Origin of the sequence: Arthrobacter sp. UYEF20 (genome assembly GCF_040546335.1) — a bacterium.
Lineage (GTDB): Bacteria > Actinomycetota > Actinomycetes > Actinomycetales > Micrococcaceae > Arthrobacter.
In genome coordinates, this window is the sequence record NZ_JBEPNP010000005.1 from 179,537 (window position 1) to 194,057 (window position 14,521).

A 14,521-nucleotide genomic window follows, 5' to 3' on the forward strand; every position below is an offset into this window, starting at 1 on the left:
GCGCAGCGGTTTGCCTGACCGACTCACTATCCACAACGGAGCCCCTACTACATGACCATCACCTCCACCGAGAAGCCCGGTACCCCCGTAGTCGCGATCAACGACATCGGTACCGCTGAGGACTTCCTCGCAGCAGTCGACGCCACCATCAAGTACTTCAACGACGGAGATCTCGTCGAAGGTACGGTCGTCAAGGTTGACCGCGACGAAGTTCTGCTCGACATCGGTTACAAGACCGAAGGTGTCATTCCCTCCCGCGAGCTGTCCATCAAGCACGACGTTGATCCCGGAGACGTTGTCTCCGTTGGGGATCTCGTCGAGGCCCTGGTGCTCACCAAGGAAGACAAAGAAGGCCGCCTGATCCTCTCCAAGAAGCGTGCTCAGTACGAGCGTGCCTGGGGCGACATCGAGAAGGTCAAGGAAGAAGACGGTGTCGTCACCGGTACCGTCATCGAGGTTGTCAAGGGTGGTCTTATCCTCGACATCGGCCTGCGCGGCTTCCTGCCCGCATCCCTCGTCGAGATGCGCCGTGTGCGCGACCTTGCTCCGTACATCGGTCAGAAGATCGAAGCCAAGATCATCGAGCTGGACAAGAACCGCAACAACGTTGTGCTGTCCCGCCGTGCATGGCTCGAACAGACCCAGTCCGAGGTCCGCTCCACGTTCCTCAACAAGCTGGAAAAGGGCCAGGTCCGTCCCGGCGTCGTTTCCTCCATCGTCAACTTCGGTGCCTTCGTGGACCTGGGCGGCGTAGACGGCCTGGTTCACGTTTCCGAGCTGTCCTGGAAGCACATCGACCACCCGTCCGAGGTTGTCGAAGTTGGCCAGGAAGTCACCGTCGAGGTTCTCGAGGTGGACCTGGACCGCGAGCGTGTTTCCCTGTCGCTCAAGGCTACGCAGGAAGATCCGTGGCAGACCTTCGCCCGCACCCACGCCCTCGGGCAGGTTGTTCCGGGTAAGGTCACCAAGCTGGTTCCGTTCGGCGCGTTCGTTCGCGTTGAAGACGGCATCGAAGGCCTGGTCCACATCTCCGAGCTCGCAGTCCGCCACGTTGAGCTGGCCGAGCAGGTTGTCTCCGTAGGGGACGAGCTGTTCGTCAAGGTCATCGACATCGACCTCGAGCGTCGCCGCATCTCCCTCTCCCTCAAGCAGGCTAACGAGGGCGTTGACGCCGAGTCCACCGAATTCGATCCGGCTCTCTACGGCATGGCCGCCGAGTACGACGAAGAGGGCAACTACAAGTACCCGGAGGGCTTCGATCCGGAGTCCAACGAGTGGCTTGAAGGCTACGAGACGCAGCGCACCGCCTGGGAGCAGCAGTACGCTGACGCCCAGACCCGCTGGGAAGCCCACAAGAAGCAGGTCACCCAGCACGCTGCCGACGACGCTGCAGCAGCAACGTCCGGCGAGAGCGACTCCGGCACCACCAGCTACTCCTCCGAGCCGGCTGCAGCCGAGACCGGTGCAGGCACGCTTGCTTCGGACGAGGCTCTTGCAGCACTGCGCGAGAAGCTGACCGGCAACTAATTGCCCCTGACGCTCGAGGGGTCCGCTCCCTGAGCCTTGGCAGTTAGCTCCGTTGCACCGTGAAGGTGGCCGTCCCCTCGGGGGCGGCCACCTTTCGTGGTACGCCCGGACGCGTGCTGGGCGGTTGATCCCGTGGGACATGTCCAGTCCTGTAAGGATCCGGTGGGACATGTCCAGTGGCCGGTAAGGATCCAGTGGGACATGTCCAGTCCTGGGCCCGGGGAATGAGCACTTGGGGATTATGTCCGGTGGCTGCGGCAAGCGTGGGGCATGTCCCGTGGAGGGGCCGTCAAACCGGACGGACAGAGCCTTGACGGCGGCGCGGCCCCGAGTCCACACTTTGCAGGTGCACACCGCGTCTTACCCGGGGGACTATTCATGACTGAAGCATCACGAACGGCACAAACCGCAGCAGCACCCGACGGCCCCGGCCCGTGGCCGCGGGGGATCGGCGCCATCACCTTGTTCGTCGAGGACCTGGCGGCCACCAAGCACTTCTATCAGGAGGTTTTCGGCCTGACGATCGCCTTTGAGGACGATGCCTCGGCCGTATTCAGATTTGAGAACACCACGATCAACCTACTGAAGACCTGCGCGGCACCCGAGCTGATTCAGCCCGCGGCTGTGGCCCCTCCCACGGTCGGGGCCCGGATGCAGTTCACCATCGAGGTCGACGACGTCGACGCCATGTGCGCCGAACTGGCGAGCCGCGGCGTCGAACTGCTGAACGGCCCGATGGACCGGCCATGGGGGATCCGCACGGCCAGCTTCCGCGATCCGGCCGGTCACATCTGGGAGATCGCGCACTAGCAGGACCGCGTCTGCCGCAGCTCAGGAGGACATGTCCGCTCTAGGCCTCCGGTTCGAGGGGACATGTCCAGTCCTGGGCCCGGGGGATGGGCAAATGGGGTATATGTCCAGTGGCCGCGGGGAGGACGGGGCATGTCCCGTCGTGGGTCCCGGTCCAAGAGGGCATGTCCAGTCTTAGCTCTCGGGTTCAGGGGGACATGTCCAGTCCTGGGACCGGGGAATGCGCATGGTGGGTATCTGTCCAGTGGCCGCGGGGAGCGTGGGGGTCAGCCCAGCAAGATGCGGGCCTTCACCGGAACAGCCTCTGCGCCGGAGGCATCCCCGGCCACCAGTTCGGCGCCCGCTGCTCGCAGGAGCGCCAGCGCACCGGCATTGCCGGCCGTGGTATCAGCTTCCAGGACCGTGGCTCCTGACGCCTCGGCCTGCGCCCTGACCAGCCGGAGTGCCTCGCTGCCGATTCCCCGGCCGCGGAAGCTCCGCGCCAGCCAGATCCCGGTTTCCAACGCCCCGGGACCGGCCCTGCGGAGCCGGATGGACCCGGCGAGCTCGCCGTTGCAGCTGATCGCCCAGCTCTTCTGCCGCGCGGGACCGTCCAGCCCGGACGCCGCGTCGTGGTGGTACTCGCGGAACCAGCTGATCCGTTCCGAGTTCCAGCCGGCAGCGCTGCCCAGCGGAGGCGTCACCTCGTCGGCGTCGGCGTCCTGGATGGCGACGGTCAGGAGATGCTCCAGCACCTCCTCGCTGACATCCACCAGCGCCACGGCAACAGGCAACTCAGCTGATGGGGACATCGGTCCACTCCGTTTCTCCGGGCAGCAGCACTGCGCTTCCGGCTGAGAGGGCGGCGAGCCGCTCACCGGCCTCGGCCAGCCCGGCCGGATCGTCCGGCAGGGCAAGCCTGAGAACAGTAGTCTGCGCCTCGTAGCTGGTTTCCGCCATGACGTAGCCCGCGGCGCGCAGGTCGTTTTCCAGCCGCCCAGCCGCCGTATGCGGCACCGAAACAGCGCAGATCCGCAGCCGGCGCCGCTGCACCAGCGGCGCCCGATCCAAAGCTGCCGACACCGATTCGGAGTAGGCCCGCACCAGCCCGCCGGCGCCAAGCAGGATCCCGCCGAAATAACGGACGACGACGGCGGTCGTGTCGCTGAGATCGGTCACCCCGGGGGCGGTCTCGCGTTTCAGCAGTGCTTCGAGCATCGGGATGCCCGCCGTCCCGGAGGGTTCGCCGTCGTCGTTGGAGCGCTGCACGTCGCGGTCGGGGCCAAGCACGAAGGCGGAACAGTGGTGCCGCGCGTCGTGGAACTCCCGGCGCAGCCCGGCGAGCACGGACCGGGCGCTTGCCTCGTCTGCCGTGCGGTGCAGCACGGTGATGAACCGGGACCGCTTGACGTCGATCTCGTGGCGGAGCTCCGGTCCGGCCAGAGTGGTGTACGCCGTGGCCCTGCTCTCCGGGGTCACCGCATCTTCTGCCACCGGATCAGTTTAGTCTGGTGGGGTGCTGAAGATCGGGTTGACGGGCGGCATCGCCTCAGGGAAGTCAGTGGTTGCCGCGCGCCTGCGCGAACTCGGCGCGGTGCTGGTCGACGCCGATGCGCTGGCGCGGGAAGCGGTGGAGCCGGGGACTCCCGGGCTCGCGCAGGTGGTCGATGCCTTCAGCAAGGCCGTCCTGGCTCCCGACGGCGGCCTGGACAGGGCGAAACTCGGTGCTTTGGTCTTCGGCAACCCGGGACGCCTCGCCGTCCTCAACGGCATTATCCATCCCCTCGTCCGGCAGCGTGCCGCCGCACTGGTGGCCGCCGCGCCACGGGGCGCCGTCGTCGTCCAGGACATTCCTCTTCTGGTCGAGACGGGGCAGGCCGCAAACTTCCACCTGGTGCTGGTGGTGGACGCCCCCGACGCCGTCCGCGTGCAGCGGATGGTCGAACACCGGAAAATGACGCCCGAGGACGCCGCGTCCAGGATGTCGGCGCAGGCCACGCGTGAGGAGCGGCTCGCCTCCGCCGACGTCGTCCTGGACAACTCCGGGTCAAAGGAAGAGGCCCGGGATGCGGTGGATCTGCTCTGGCGGCAGCGGCTCGCACCCTTCGCGGAGAACCTGGCCAAACACCGCCTGGCCCCGCGCAGCGGCGGGCCGGTGCTCAGCCCCGCGAATCCCGCGTGGCCGGCCCAGGCCGGCCGGCTGATTGCCCGCCTGCAGGCGGCGGCGCCGCAGGAGATCCTGTCCGTCGAGCACATCGGCTCCACGGCAGTGCCCGGCCTCGACGCGAAAGACGTGATCGATCTGCAGCTCAGTGTGACGGACCTGGCGACGGCGGACCGGCTCGAGCCCGTGCTGGCCCAGGCCGGGTTCCCGCGCTGGCCGGGGGCCATCGCCGACAACCCCAAGCCCTCGCACCCGGACCCGGTCGACTGGGACAAGCGCCTGCACGGCAACGCGGACCCCGGCCGCGCCGTGAACCTCCACGTCCGTGCCGCCGGGTCGCCGGGCTGGCGGTACGCGCTGTGCTTCCGGGACTGGCTGCGTGACGACGCCGCAGCCCGCACGGACTACCTCGCCGAAAAGCGGCGGGTGGCACGGCGGCACGGTGTGGACAAATCCACCGCCGGCTACGCCGCCGACAAGGAGGCGTGGTTCACCGACTACGCCGCGCCGCAGATGGAAGAGTGGGTGCGCCGCAGCGGTTGGCAGCCGCCGTCGTACGCCGCCGATCAGGCGGGCGGTAGCGCGGATGATGCCGCCTCCGGTACGGCCCAAAGCTGAATCAGGAGTTCCTGTCGGTTGCCGGCGGTAGATTAGATGCATGAGTCTTGCCCAGGAAATCAACCGCGTCGTGGCCCCCTTCGAGGTCATCAGCGACTTCCAGCCGGCGGGTGACCAGCCCGCCGCGATCGCGGAACTGACCGAGCGCATCAAGAACGGCGAGAAGGACGTGGTGCTGCTCGGCGCCACCGGTACCGGTAAGAGCGCGACGACGGCGTGGCTGATCGAGCAGGTCCAGCGGCCCACCCTCGTGATGGTGCAGAACAAGACCCTCGCGGCGCAGCTGGTCAACGAATTCCGCGAGCTGCTCCCGAACAACGCCGTCGAGTACTTCGTCTCCTATTACGACTACTACCAGCCCGAAGCCTACGTGGCGCAGACGGACACGTTCATCGAGAAGGACTCGTCCGTGAACGAGGAAGTGGAACGGCTCCGGCACTCCGCCACCAACGCGCTGCTGACCCGCCGCGATGTGATCGTCGTGGCCACAGTCTCCTGCATCTACGGCCTCGGCACGCCGGAGGAATACATCGCCGGCATGGTCACGCTCCGCAAGGGTGCGGAAATGAACCGGGACGACCTTCTCCGGAAGTTCGTCGCCATGCAGTACACCCGCAATGACATGGACTTCCACCGCGGCACATTCCGGGTCCGCGGCGACACCGTGGAAATCATCCCGATGTACGAGGAGCTGGCGATCCGGATCGAGTTCTTCGGGGACGAGATCGAGAACATCCACACCCTTCACCCGCTCACCGGGGAGATCCTCCGGGATGAGAACGAGATGTACGTCTTCCCGGCCTCGCACTATGTGGCCGGTCCGGAACGCATGGGCCGGGCGATCAAGCGAATCGAAGACGAACTCGCCGAGCGGCTCAAGGTCCTGGAAAGCCAGAACAAGCTGGTGGAGGCGCAGCGGCTCCGGATGCGCACCACCTATGACCTCGAAATGATGCAGCAGATGGGGTTCTGCAACGGCATCGAGAACTATTCCGGGCACATCGACGGCCGCGCCCGCGGGACGGCGCCGCACTGCCTCATCGACTACTTCCCGGACGATTTCCTCCTGGTGATTGATGAATCCCACGTCACCGTGCCGCAGATCGGCGCCATGTACGAGGGCGACATGTCCCGCAAGCGGAACCTGGTGGACTTCGGCTTCCGGCTGCCCTCGGCGATGGACAACCGCCCGCTGAAGTGGGACGAGTTCCAGGACCGCGTGGGCCAGACGGTGTACCTCTCCGCGACGCCGGGCAAGTACGAGCTCGGCAAGTCCGACGGTTTTGTCCAGCAGATCATCCGGCCGACCGGCCTGATCGACCCCGAGGTGATCGTCAAGCCCACCAAGGGCCAGATCGATGACCTGCTCGGCGAGATCCGGACCCGTACCGCGAAGAACGAACGCGTCCTGGTCACCACCTTGACCAAGCGGATGGCCGAGGACCTCACCGACTACCTGCTGGGCCATGGCGTGAAGGTGGAATACCTGCACTCGGACGTGGACACCCTCCGCCGGGTGGAACTGCTCCGCGAGCTCCGGATGGGCGTCTTCGACGTGCTGGTGGGCATCAACCTGCTCCGCGAAGGCCTTGACCTGCCCGAGGTGTCGCTTGTCAGCATCCTGGACGCGGACAAGGAAGGCTTCCTGCGCTCGGCGACCTCGCTGATCCAGACCATCGGCCGTGCCGCCCGCAACGTCTCCGGCGAGGTCCATATGTACGCGGACCGCATCACCGATTCCATGGCCAAGGCCATCGACGAGACCAACCGCCGCCGCGAGATCCAGGTCGCCTACAACACCGAAAAAGGGATCGACCCGCAGCCGTTGCGGAAGAAGATCGCGGACATCACGGACCAGATTGCCAAGGAGGACGCGGACACCCGCGAGCTGCTGGCCAGCGCGGGCAAGGCACGCGGCAAGGGCACGGGCGCCTCGAAGGTCCGGGCGGACGGGCTCGCCGCCGCGCCGGCCGAGGACCTCGTGGGCCTGATCGAACAGCTCACGGAGCAGATGCACGCCGCCGCCGGGGAACTGCAGTTCGAGCTCGCCGCCCGGCTCCGCGACGAGGTGGGGGAGCTGAAGAAGGAACTGCGCCAGATGCAGGCTGCGGGGCACGCCTAGGGTAGAGTTATCCGGACGTAGGGGAGTATCCCAAGCGCTACGATCGTCAACACGCACGGCACCGATGCCTTGCCGGGCGTAGCGGGCAGCCAGGCAGTACACAGGTACGTAGTACCGGACATGCAGGGCGGTCGGAGAGACTTACACCGCTCAGTCGCACCCTGCGAAAGGTTTCTCCGTGCCCGAACTTCCCCTTTGGTTTGAGATCGGCTCCTTTGTCGCTCTCGGCATCATCCTCGCCATCGACCTGCTGTTGGTCCTGAAGCGACCGCACGAGCCCTCCATGAAGGAGGCCGGACTGTGGGTTTCCTTCTACATCGCCCTGGCCCTGGTCTTCGCCGGCGCCATGTTCGCCTTCACCGGCCCGGAGTACGGCGGGCAGTTCCTCGCCGGCTGGGTGACCGAATACAGCCTCAGCATCGACAACCTGTTCGTGTTCATCATCATCATGGCGCGCTTCGCGGTACCGCGTAAGTACCAGCAGGAAGTCCTCATGGTGGGCATCATCATCGCGCTCATCCTGCGCGGCATCTTCATCATGCTCGGCGCCATCGTGATCGAACAGTTCAGCTGGGTCTTCTACATCTTCGGTGCCTTCCTGCTCTGGACCGCCTGGAAGCAGGCCCAGGACGAGGGCGAGGACGAGGAAGACAAGGAAAACCCGCTGATCGCCCGGATCCGCAAGATCCTGCCGATGTCCGAGAAGCTCGACGGCGGCAAGCTGCGCACCGAGGTGGACGGCAAGAAGGTCTTCACCCCGATGCTGATCGTCTTCGTGACCATCGGCCTGACGGACCTGCTCTTCGCCGTCGACTCGATCCCGGCCATCTTCGGCCTCACCCAGAGCGCCTTCATCGTCTTCACCGCGAACATCTTCGCCCTGATGGGGCTGCGGCAGCTGTACTTCCTGCTCGGCGGCCTGATGAGCCGGCTCATCTACCTGAAGCACGCCCTGTCCGTGATCCTCGCCTTCATCGGCGTCAAGCTGGTGCTGCACGCAATGCACGTCAACGAACTGCCCTTCATCAACGGCGGCCAGCACATCGAGTGGGCTCCCGAGATCCCCACCTACGTTTCCCTCGGGGTGATCATCGGCACCATCATTGTGGCCGTCATCGCCAGCCTGGTCAGCTCCAGGGCGTCGCAGGCCAAGCTGGATGCCCGCCTCGAAGAGGACTCCCGCAAGAGCCTCAGCGACGTCGAGTAACTCCACAGGTCCGGCTAGGCTCGGAGCGTGAAAATATTTGAAGCAGCAGCACCCGGCGGTACGGTGCTGGATCCCCGACGGGTCCAGCACCGTACCGTTTCGGTGTTAAGCGCGGCCCAGCTCCTCAGCGGGGTGGGCAGCGGTGCCAGCCTCTCCGTCGGATCCCTGCTCGCCGTGCAGCTTTCCGGCTCCAATGCCTGGGCCGGTTCGGTGACGACGGCCGTGACGCTTGCCGCCGCCGTCGCAGCTCTCCCTCTGGCCGGGCTGGCAGGGCGCCGGGGCCGTCGGGCCGCCCTCGTGACCGGGCAGCTGGCCGCGATGGCCGGGTCCCTGCTCATCATCCTCGCAACCGTGACCGGAGCCTTTCCGGTGCTGTTGCTCGGGGCCGCCCTGCTGGGGTTGGGGACCGCCGCCAACCTCCAGGCCCGCTTCGCCGCCGTCGACCTGGCCGACACCGGGCACCGCGGCCGCTCCCTCGCCATCGTCGTGTGGTCGGTCACCATCGGTGCCGTCGCCGGGCCCAACCTGATCCGTCCGGGAGCTGTTGTGGGGGAGGCGCTGGGGCTGCCGGCCCTGGCCGGCCCGTTCGTGTTTTCGACCGCCGGCCTGGCCCTCGCAGCCCTGCTGCTGGTGGTCGGCCTGCGGCCGGATCCGCTGCTGCTGGCCGCCCGGATCAGGGCTGCCGGAGCCGTGCCGGCCGCGAAGGGAACCACGGGAGTCCGACGGCGGCATGCCCTCCGCAACGGCCTGCGGGCGGTCGGGGCGTCGCCGCGGGCCCGACTGGCCCTGCTGGCCATTGTGGCCGCGCACGGCTGCATGGTCGCTGTCATGTCGATGACTCCGCTGCATCTCCAGCTGCTGAGCGAAGGGTCAATGGCTGGCATGCCGGCCGGCCATGCCTATGCCGCCAGCACCGATGTCCTGGTCCTGATCGGCTTCACCATTTCGCTGCACATCGCCGGCATGTTCGCGCTGTCCCCGGTGATGGGCTGGCTCACGGACAAGGCGGGGCGCCGGCCCGTGATCATCCTGGGGCACGGGCTGATCCTGCTCGCGGTCTGTGTTGCCGGCTTCGGGCAGCAGCAGCCCGTTCTGGTGACCGCGGGCCTCGTCCTGCTGGGACTCGGCTGGTCCGCGGCCACCATTGCCGCGTCCACCCTGCTCGCCGAAAGCGTCGGCGCCGAGGACCGGGTCCTGGTCCAGGGTGTGGCCGACACCCTGATGGGAGTTGCCGGCGCAGTGGGTGCGGGGTTCTCCGGGGTCGTGATCAGCGGTGTGGGCTACCAGGGCCTCAACCTGGCAGCTGCAGCCCTCGCCGCGGCCGTGTTGGCCGTCGCCGTCCATGCCATGGTCCGGAGCCGCAGCACCTCACAGGCAGCCGCCCAGGCCGGCTAGCTGAAACCCGGGCCGGCGAGCTGAAACCCGAGGCCGGCCAGCTGGAAGCCGGGCCGGGAAGCCGGGCCGGCCAGCTGAAAGCCGGGCCAGGCAGCGGCCATACCCGGGCTGCCCCGTCAGTCCCGGGCGGAGCGGGTCATGCCCAGCAGCCGGGCGAAGATCCCTTCGCCGTCGTCCGCGATGCCGTCGTGGTGGAAGTCCGCGGACTCCCAGACCTGCAGGCCGCGGACCGCGGCCGCGGTCTCCAGCGACAGTTCCCGGTCCACGTAGATGTCGTCGCTGTAGACGGCGGCGGCCACGGGAACGCTGTTGAGGGCCAGCCGGTCCGGATCATAGAGCGGCGCCCAGCCGGCCTTCTCCGCCAGCAGCTGCGCCACGTTCCGCAGCGGGCGGAGGGCCGGATCCTGTTCGAAGTACCAGGGGTAGACCATCTCCCCGGTCAGCAGCGGCTCCGGGACGTCCGGGCGGAACTCCGGAAACTCCTGCAGGACGCGCCAGGCAGCCCAGCCGGTGGCCTCGCCCTGCCCGTAGATGGACTCGTGCATCAGGGCGTACAGCGGGTTGCCGGACCGGGACACCAGGCTGCGGACCTGTTCGAGGAAAGCATCGGAGAGCCGGCCGCCGTCGGCTGTGCCGGCAAAGGCGTCCTCCAGCAGGTGGTGCAGGGCGTCCACGCGGGTGTTCCCGCCCAGGAACGAGCCCACCATCTGGAAGCGCTCCACCGTCAGCCGTTCGCCGTCGGGCAGGAGTTCCTCGGTGTCCCTCAAATGCTGGGTGATCCTGTTGACCGTGTTCCGGTCGTCGGGGTACCAGCTGAAGTATTCGGTGTTCCGGGCGGCGACGCGCCGGAACGTGGCCCGGTACACCCGGTCCGCGGGACCCGCCAGCGGAGCCAGTCCGCCCGTGATGAGGGCTCCGCGCAGGCCCTCGGGGGCGAAGGAGAGGTAACTGAGCGCACAGAAGCCGCCGTAACTCTGGCCGTAGATGGTCCAGGGACCCGAGCCCAGGGCGTGCCGGATGGCCTCGGCGTCGGCGACGATGGAGTCCGCCCGGAAGTGCGCCAGGTACTCCGCCTGGTCCGCGTCGCTGCCGCGCAACGGCAGCGTGTTGCGGTCGACAGCGGAGGACAGCCCGGTGCCGCGCTGGTCCAGCATGAGGATGCGGAAATCCTTGGCGGCCGCCTTGCTCCAGCCGCCGAGGGACGGGAGACGGTTGCCGCGCCCGCCGGGACCGCCCTGCAGGTACAGCAGCCAGGGCAGCTCGGCCGCCTCCCGCTCGCTGTGGTCGATGGAGACGTATTCGCGGGCGAATACGGTGATCGTCTCGCCGCGGCCCTGTCCCGTCCCGTCGGCGCGGAAGTGGTCCAGGGGCACCTCGAAGTAATGCTCGGCGGTGCGCATGCCGCGGTATTCGTGCCGTGCCCTGACGGTGTGCGGGACGGTGTGGGGGACGGTGGCCCCGGCCTCCGGGGCGGCCTCCGCAGCTGCCTCGAGCAGGCCCCCGGCGGCCAGTCCTGCCACCGGCAGGTCAGCCAGGGGGCGGTCAGCCACGGGCGTGGGCCTGGCGTGCGGTGCCGAAGGCTACGAGCGCGTCGCCGGTGAGCCGGAAAGTGGACCATTCCGCCATCGGGGCGGCGCCGAGGTTCCTGTAGAAGTTAATGGAGGGCTCGTTCCAGTCCAGGACACTCCACTCGACGCGCGCGTAACCGCGTTCGACGGCGGTCGCGGCCAGGTGCTGCAGGAGCGCCTTGCCGTGGCCGGCACCCCGGGCCTCGGGCATGACGTACAGGTCCTCGAGGTAGATCCCGTGGACCCCTTCCCAGGTGGAGTAGTTCAGGAACCAGAGCGCGAAGCCCTGGACGGCGCCGGATTCGTTCTCGGCCGTCGTGGCGAAGACGCGCGGGTTTGCGCCGAACAGCGCGTCGGCGAGCATCTCCGGGGTGTTCCGGACGGCGTCCGGCTCCTTTTCGTAGATGGCCAGGTCATGGATCATCTGCAGGATTGCGGGGACGTCGTTCGCCGTCGCGGGCCGGATTACGCTCATTGTCCGAGTTTACCTACAGCCGGTTGGCGTTGGTCACCCGCACGACGGCGGTGCCGGTCTCGTCGGAGGCCGCGAGGTCCACCTCGGCCGAGATGCCCCAGTCGTGGTTGCCGGCCGGGTCCTCGAAGATCTGCCGGACCTTCCACGTGCCGGGTTCCTCGGTGATGATCAGCAGTCCCGGTCCGCGGGCGTCGGGGCCGGTGCCGATGTCGTCGTGTTCATCGAAGTAGTCATCCAGCACGTCTTCCCAGCGTTCGGCGTCCCAGCCGGATCCGCCGTCGAGCTCGCCGAGGGCGGTGGCCGCCTCATCCGCGAAGAGCTCCACGCGGCGGAACATCTCATTGCGCACCATCACCCGGAACGCGCGGACGTTGGAGGTCAGAGACGGCGGCGGTGGCGGTGGAGCGTCGTGCGGTGTCGGCGCCTTGCCGGAGGTGAGCTCCTCCCATTCGTCGAGCAGGCTCGAGTCCACCTGGCGGACCAGTTCGCCGAGCCAGGCGATGAGGTCCTCGAGGTCCTCGCGCAGGGCGTCCTGCGGGACGGTCTGGCGCAGCGCCTTGAAGCCGTCGGCGAGGTAGCGCAGCACGATGCCTTCGGAGCGGGCCAGGCCGTAGAACTGGACGAACTCGCCGAAGTTCATGGCCCGTTCGTACATATCCCGGACGATTGACTTGGGCGCGAGCTCGAAGTCGCCGATCCACGGGGCGGCCTTGCGGTAGACGTCGAACGCCTCGCCGAGGATTTCAGCCAGCGGCTGCGGGTACGTGACGTCCTCGAGCATGGCCATGCGCTGGTCGTAGTAGATGCCGTCGGCCTTCATCGCCGCGATCGCCTCGCCGCGGGCCTTCTTCTGCTGTGCGGAGAGGATCTGCCGCGGCTTCTCCAGGGTCGATTCGATCACGGACACCACATCCAGGGCGTACGACGGCGACTCCGGGTCCAGCAAGTCCAGCGCCGCGAGGGCGAAGGGGGACAACGGCTGGTTCAGGGCGAAGTTGGCCTGCAGGTGGACCGTCAGCCGGACGGTGCGGCCGTCCCGCCCCTGCTCCTCGGGCGGGATCCGCTCCACGACTCCGGCTGCCAGCAGCTCGCGGTAGATGCCGAGGGCCTTCTTCATGAGCTGCAGCTGGGAGGAGCGCGGCTCGTGGTTTTCGGTGAGCAGCCGGCGGGCGGCCTTGAACGGGTCGCCCGGGCGTTCCATCAGGTTCATCAGCATCGCGTGGGTCACGGTGAAGCTGGAGGTCAGCGGGTCCGGGACGGACTCCACCAGGCGTTTGTAGGTGGGCTCGCCCCAGGACACGAAACCCTCGGGCGGCTTCTTCTTGACCACCTGGCGCAGCTTCTTCTGGTCGTCGCCGAACTTTGCCGTGGCTTTCGCCATCGCCTTGACGTTTTCGGTGACGTGCTCGGGGGCCTGCACGACGACGGTCCCGGCCGTGTCGTAGCCGGCCCGGCCGGCCCGGCCGGCGATCTGGTGGAACTCGCGGGAGTTCAACCCCCGGGTGCGGACGCCGTCGTACTTGCTCAGGGCGGTCAGCAGCACCGTGCGGATCGGCACGTTGATGCCGACGCCGAGGGTATCCGTGCCGCAGATGACTTTGAGCAGTCCGGCCTGGGCCAGCTGTTCCACGAGCCGGCGGTACTTCGGCAGCATCCCGGCGTGGTGCACGCCGATGCCGTGGCGGACCAGCCGGTTCAGGGTCTTGCCGAAGCCGGCGGCGAAGCGGAAGCCGGCGATCAGCTCGGCGATCCTGTCCTTCTCCTCGCGGGTGCAGACGTTGATGCTCATCAGGTTCTGCGCGCGGTCGATGGCCTCCACCTGGCTGAAGTGCACCACGTACACGGGCACCTGCTTGGTGGCGAGCAGCTCCTCGAGGGTCTCGTGGACGGGAGTCTGCTCGTAGTAGTAGTGCAGCGGGATGGGCCGTTCCACGGAACTGACGGTCGTCGTCGGGCGCCCGGTCAGTTCGCTGATGCCCGCCTCGAACCGGCTGACGTCGCCGAGGGTCGCGGACATCAGCAGGAACTGGGCCTGCGGGAGTTCCAGCAGCGGAACCTGCCACGCCCAGCCGCGCTGCGGGTCGGAGTAGAAGTGGAACTCGTCCATGACGACGGAGCCCAGGTCCGCGGCTGCACCTTCCCGCAAGGCGGTGTTGGCCAGGATCTCGGCGGTGCAGCAGATGATCGGGGCGTCCTGGTTGACGCCGGAGTCACCCGTGATCATGCCGACGTTTTCGGCCCCGAAGATCTCGCACAAGGCAAAGAACTTCTCGGACACGAGGGCCTTGATCGGCGCGGTGTAATAGCTGCGCTGCCCCCGGGCCATGGCCTGGAAATGCGCGGCGATCGCAACGAGGGACTTTCCGGAACCCGTGGGGGTCGCCAGGATCACGTTGGAGCCGGCGGCCAGTTCCATGATGGCCTCGTCCTGGGCGGTGTACAGGGCCAGTCCGCGGCTTTCGGTCCATTCGACGAACCTCGTATACAGCTCGTCCGGATCCAGTCCGGTCCTGCCTGGGACTCGGGCGGCCGGGGCGGGGAGCTGATCAACAAGTTTCATTACGCCCCAGCTTAGTGGGCCGGAAGCTTAGTGGGCCGGACCCTGAAGGGGAGGACCTGCAGGAGGGGCCGGCGGCCGGCCGGCAGGGCGCGCGCC

At 67.6% G+C, this 14,521-nt stretch carries 11 protein-coding genes; 6 read left to right on the forward strand and 5 right to left on the reverse strand.

What is annotated here, in order from left to right:
* The first annotated feature begins 51 nt into the window (after positions 1 to 51).
* Both rpsA and ABIB26_RS08145 read left to right on the forward strand, forming a co-directional pair.
* On the forward strand, positions 52 to 1,527 hold the full coding sequence (rpsA, locus tag ABIB26_RS08140; protein ID WP_354241224.1) for a 30S ribosomal protein S1: 1,476 nt from the start codon (positions 52 to 54) through the stop codon (positions 1,525 to 1,527).
* Between the two features lie 378 nt (positions 1,528 to 1,905).
* Positions 1,906 to 2,337, forward strand: coding sequence for a VOC family protein (locus ABIB26_RS08145; protein WP_354241226.1), 432 nt, complete (start codon positions 1,906 to 1,908; stop codon positions 2,335 to 2,337).
* A 266-nt stretch (positions 2,338 to 2,603) separates the two neighbouring features.
* Here ABIB26_RS08145 and ABIB26_RS08150 read toward each other — a convergent pair whose 3' ends face one another.
* Both ABIB26_RS08150 and ABIB26_RS08155 read right to left on the reverse strand, forming a co-directional pair.
* Positions 2,604 to 3,128 carry a GNAT family N-acetyltransferase gene (locus ABIB26_RS08150; protein ID WP_354241228.1) on the reverse strand — a complete coding sequence of 175 codons (525 nt, stop codon included), beginning with the start codon at positions 3,126 to 3,128 and terminating at the stop codon, positions 2,604 to 2,606.
* The gene (locus tag ABIB26_RS08155) at positions 3,112 to 3,810 is read right to left on the reverse strand and encodes an IMPACT family protein (protein ID WP_354241230.1); all 699 of its coding nucleotides are present in this window, start codon (positions 3,808 to 3,810) and stop codon (positions 3,112 to 3,114) included. Before ABIB26_RS08155 ends, ABIB26_RS08150 begins: the two co-directional genes overlap by 17 nt.
* Before the next feature lie 22 nt (positions 3,811 to 3,832).
* Here ABIB26_RS08155 and coaE point away from each other — a divergent pair, with 22 nt between their 5' ends.
* The 4 genes from coaE (at position 3,833) to ABIB26_RS08175 (ending at position 9,822) form a co-directional block, all read left to right on the forward strand.
* On the forward strand, positions 3,833 to 5,098 hold the full coding sequence (coaE, locus tag ABIB26_RS08160) for a dephospho-CoA kinase (RefSeq protein ID WP_354241232.1): 1,266 nt from the start codon (positions 3,833 to 3,835) through the stop codon (positions 5,096 to 5,098).
* A gap of 40 nt (positions 5,099 to 5,138) precedes the next feature.
* Positions 5,139 to 7,220: an excinuclease ABC subunit UvrB gene (uvrB, locus tag ABIB26_RS08165; protein WP_354241234.1), complete on the forward strand. Its 2,082-nt coding sequence runs from the start codon at positions 5,139 to 5,141 to the stop codon at positions 7,218 to 7,220.
* A 178-nt stretch (positions 7,221 to 7,398) separates the two neighbouring features.
* Positions 7,399 to 8,427 carry a TerC family protein gene (locus ABIB26_RS08170; RefSeq protein WP_354241236.1) on the forward strand — a complete coding sequence of 343 codons (1,029 nt, stop codon included), beginning with the start codon at positions 7,399 to 7,401 and terminating at the stop codon, positions 8,425 to 8,427.
* A gap of 27 nt (positions 8,428 to 8,454) precedes the next feature.
* Positions 8,455 to 9,822 carry an MFS transporter gene (locus tag ABIB26_RS08175; protein WP_354241238.1) on the forward strand — a complete coding sequence of 456 codons (1,368 nt, stop codon included), beginning with the start codon at positions 8,455 to 8,457 and terminating at the stop codon, positions 9,820 to 9,822.
* Positions 9,823 to 9,938: 116 nt separating this feature from the next.
* Here ABIB26_RS08175 and ABIB26_RS08180 read toward each other — a convergent pair whose 3' ends face one another.
* The 3 genes from ABIB26_RS08180 to ABIB26_RS08190 form a co-directional block, all read right to left on the reverse strand.
* Entirely contained in the window at positions 9,939 to 11,222 is a 1,284-nt protein-coding gene (locus tag ABIB26_RS08180; protein ID WP_354241381.1) for an alpha/beta fold hydrolase, read from the reverse strand.
* Positions 11,223 to 11,364: 142 nt separating this feature from the next.
* A complete protein-coding gene (locus ABIB26_RS08185) occupies positions 11,365 to 11,865 on the reverse strand; it encodes a GNAT family N-acetyltransferase (RefSeq protein ID WP_354241240.1) in 501 nt (166 codons plus the stop codon).
* Positions 11,866 to 11,878: 13 nt separating this feature from the next.
* Complete coding sequence (locus ABIB26_RS08190) at positions 11,879 to 14,425, reverse strand: DEAD/DEAH box helicase (protein ID WP_354241242.1); 2,547 nt, start codon at positions 14,423 to 14,425, stop codon at positions 11,879 to 11,881.
* Positions 14,426 to 14,521 lie beyond the last annotated feature (96 nt).

What these genes read in the sequence shown, in the direction of transcription:
- rpsA (WP_354241224.1), top strand. Translation starts at nt 52, where the DNA reads ATGACCATCACCTCCACCGAGAAGCCCGGTACCCCCGTAGTCGCGATC.
- ABIB26_RS08145 (WP_354241226.1), top strand. Translation starts at nt 1,906, where the DNA reads ATGACTGAAGCATCACGAACGGCACAAACCGCAGCAGCACCCGACGGC.
- ABIB26_RS08150 (WP_354241228.1), bottom strand. Translation starts at nt 3,128, where the DNA reads ATGTCCCCATCAGCTGAGTTGCCTGTTGCCGTGGCGCTGGTGGATGTC.
- uvrB (WP_354241234.1), top strand. Translation starts at nt 5,139, where the DNA reads ATGAGTCTTGCCCAGGAAATCAACCGCGTCGTGGCCCCCTTCGAGGTC.
- ABIB26_RS08180 (WP_354241381.1), bottom strand. Translation starts at nt 11,222, where the DNA reads ATGCGCACCGCCGAGCATTACTTCGAGGTGCCCCTGGACCACTTCCGC.
- ABIB26_RS08185 (WP_354241240.1), bottom strand. Translation starts at nt 11,865, where the DNA reads ATGAGCGTAATCCGGCCCGCGACGGCGAACGACGTCCCCGCAATCCTG.
- ABIB26_RS08190 (WP_354241242.1), bottom strand. Translation starts at nt 14,425, where the DNA reads ATGAAACTTGTTGATCAGCTCCCCGCCCCGGCCGCCCGAGTCCCAGGC.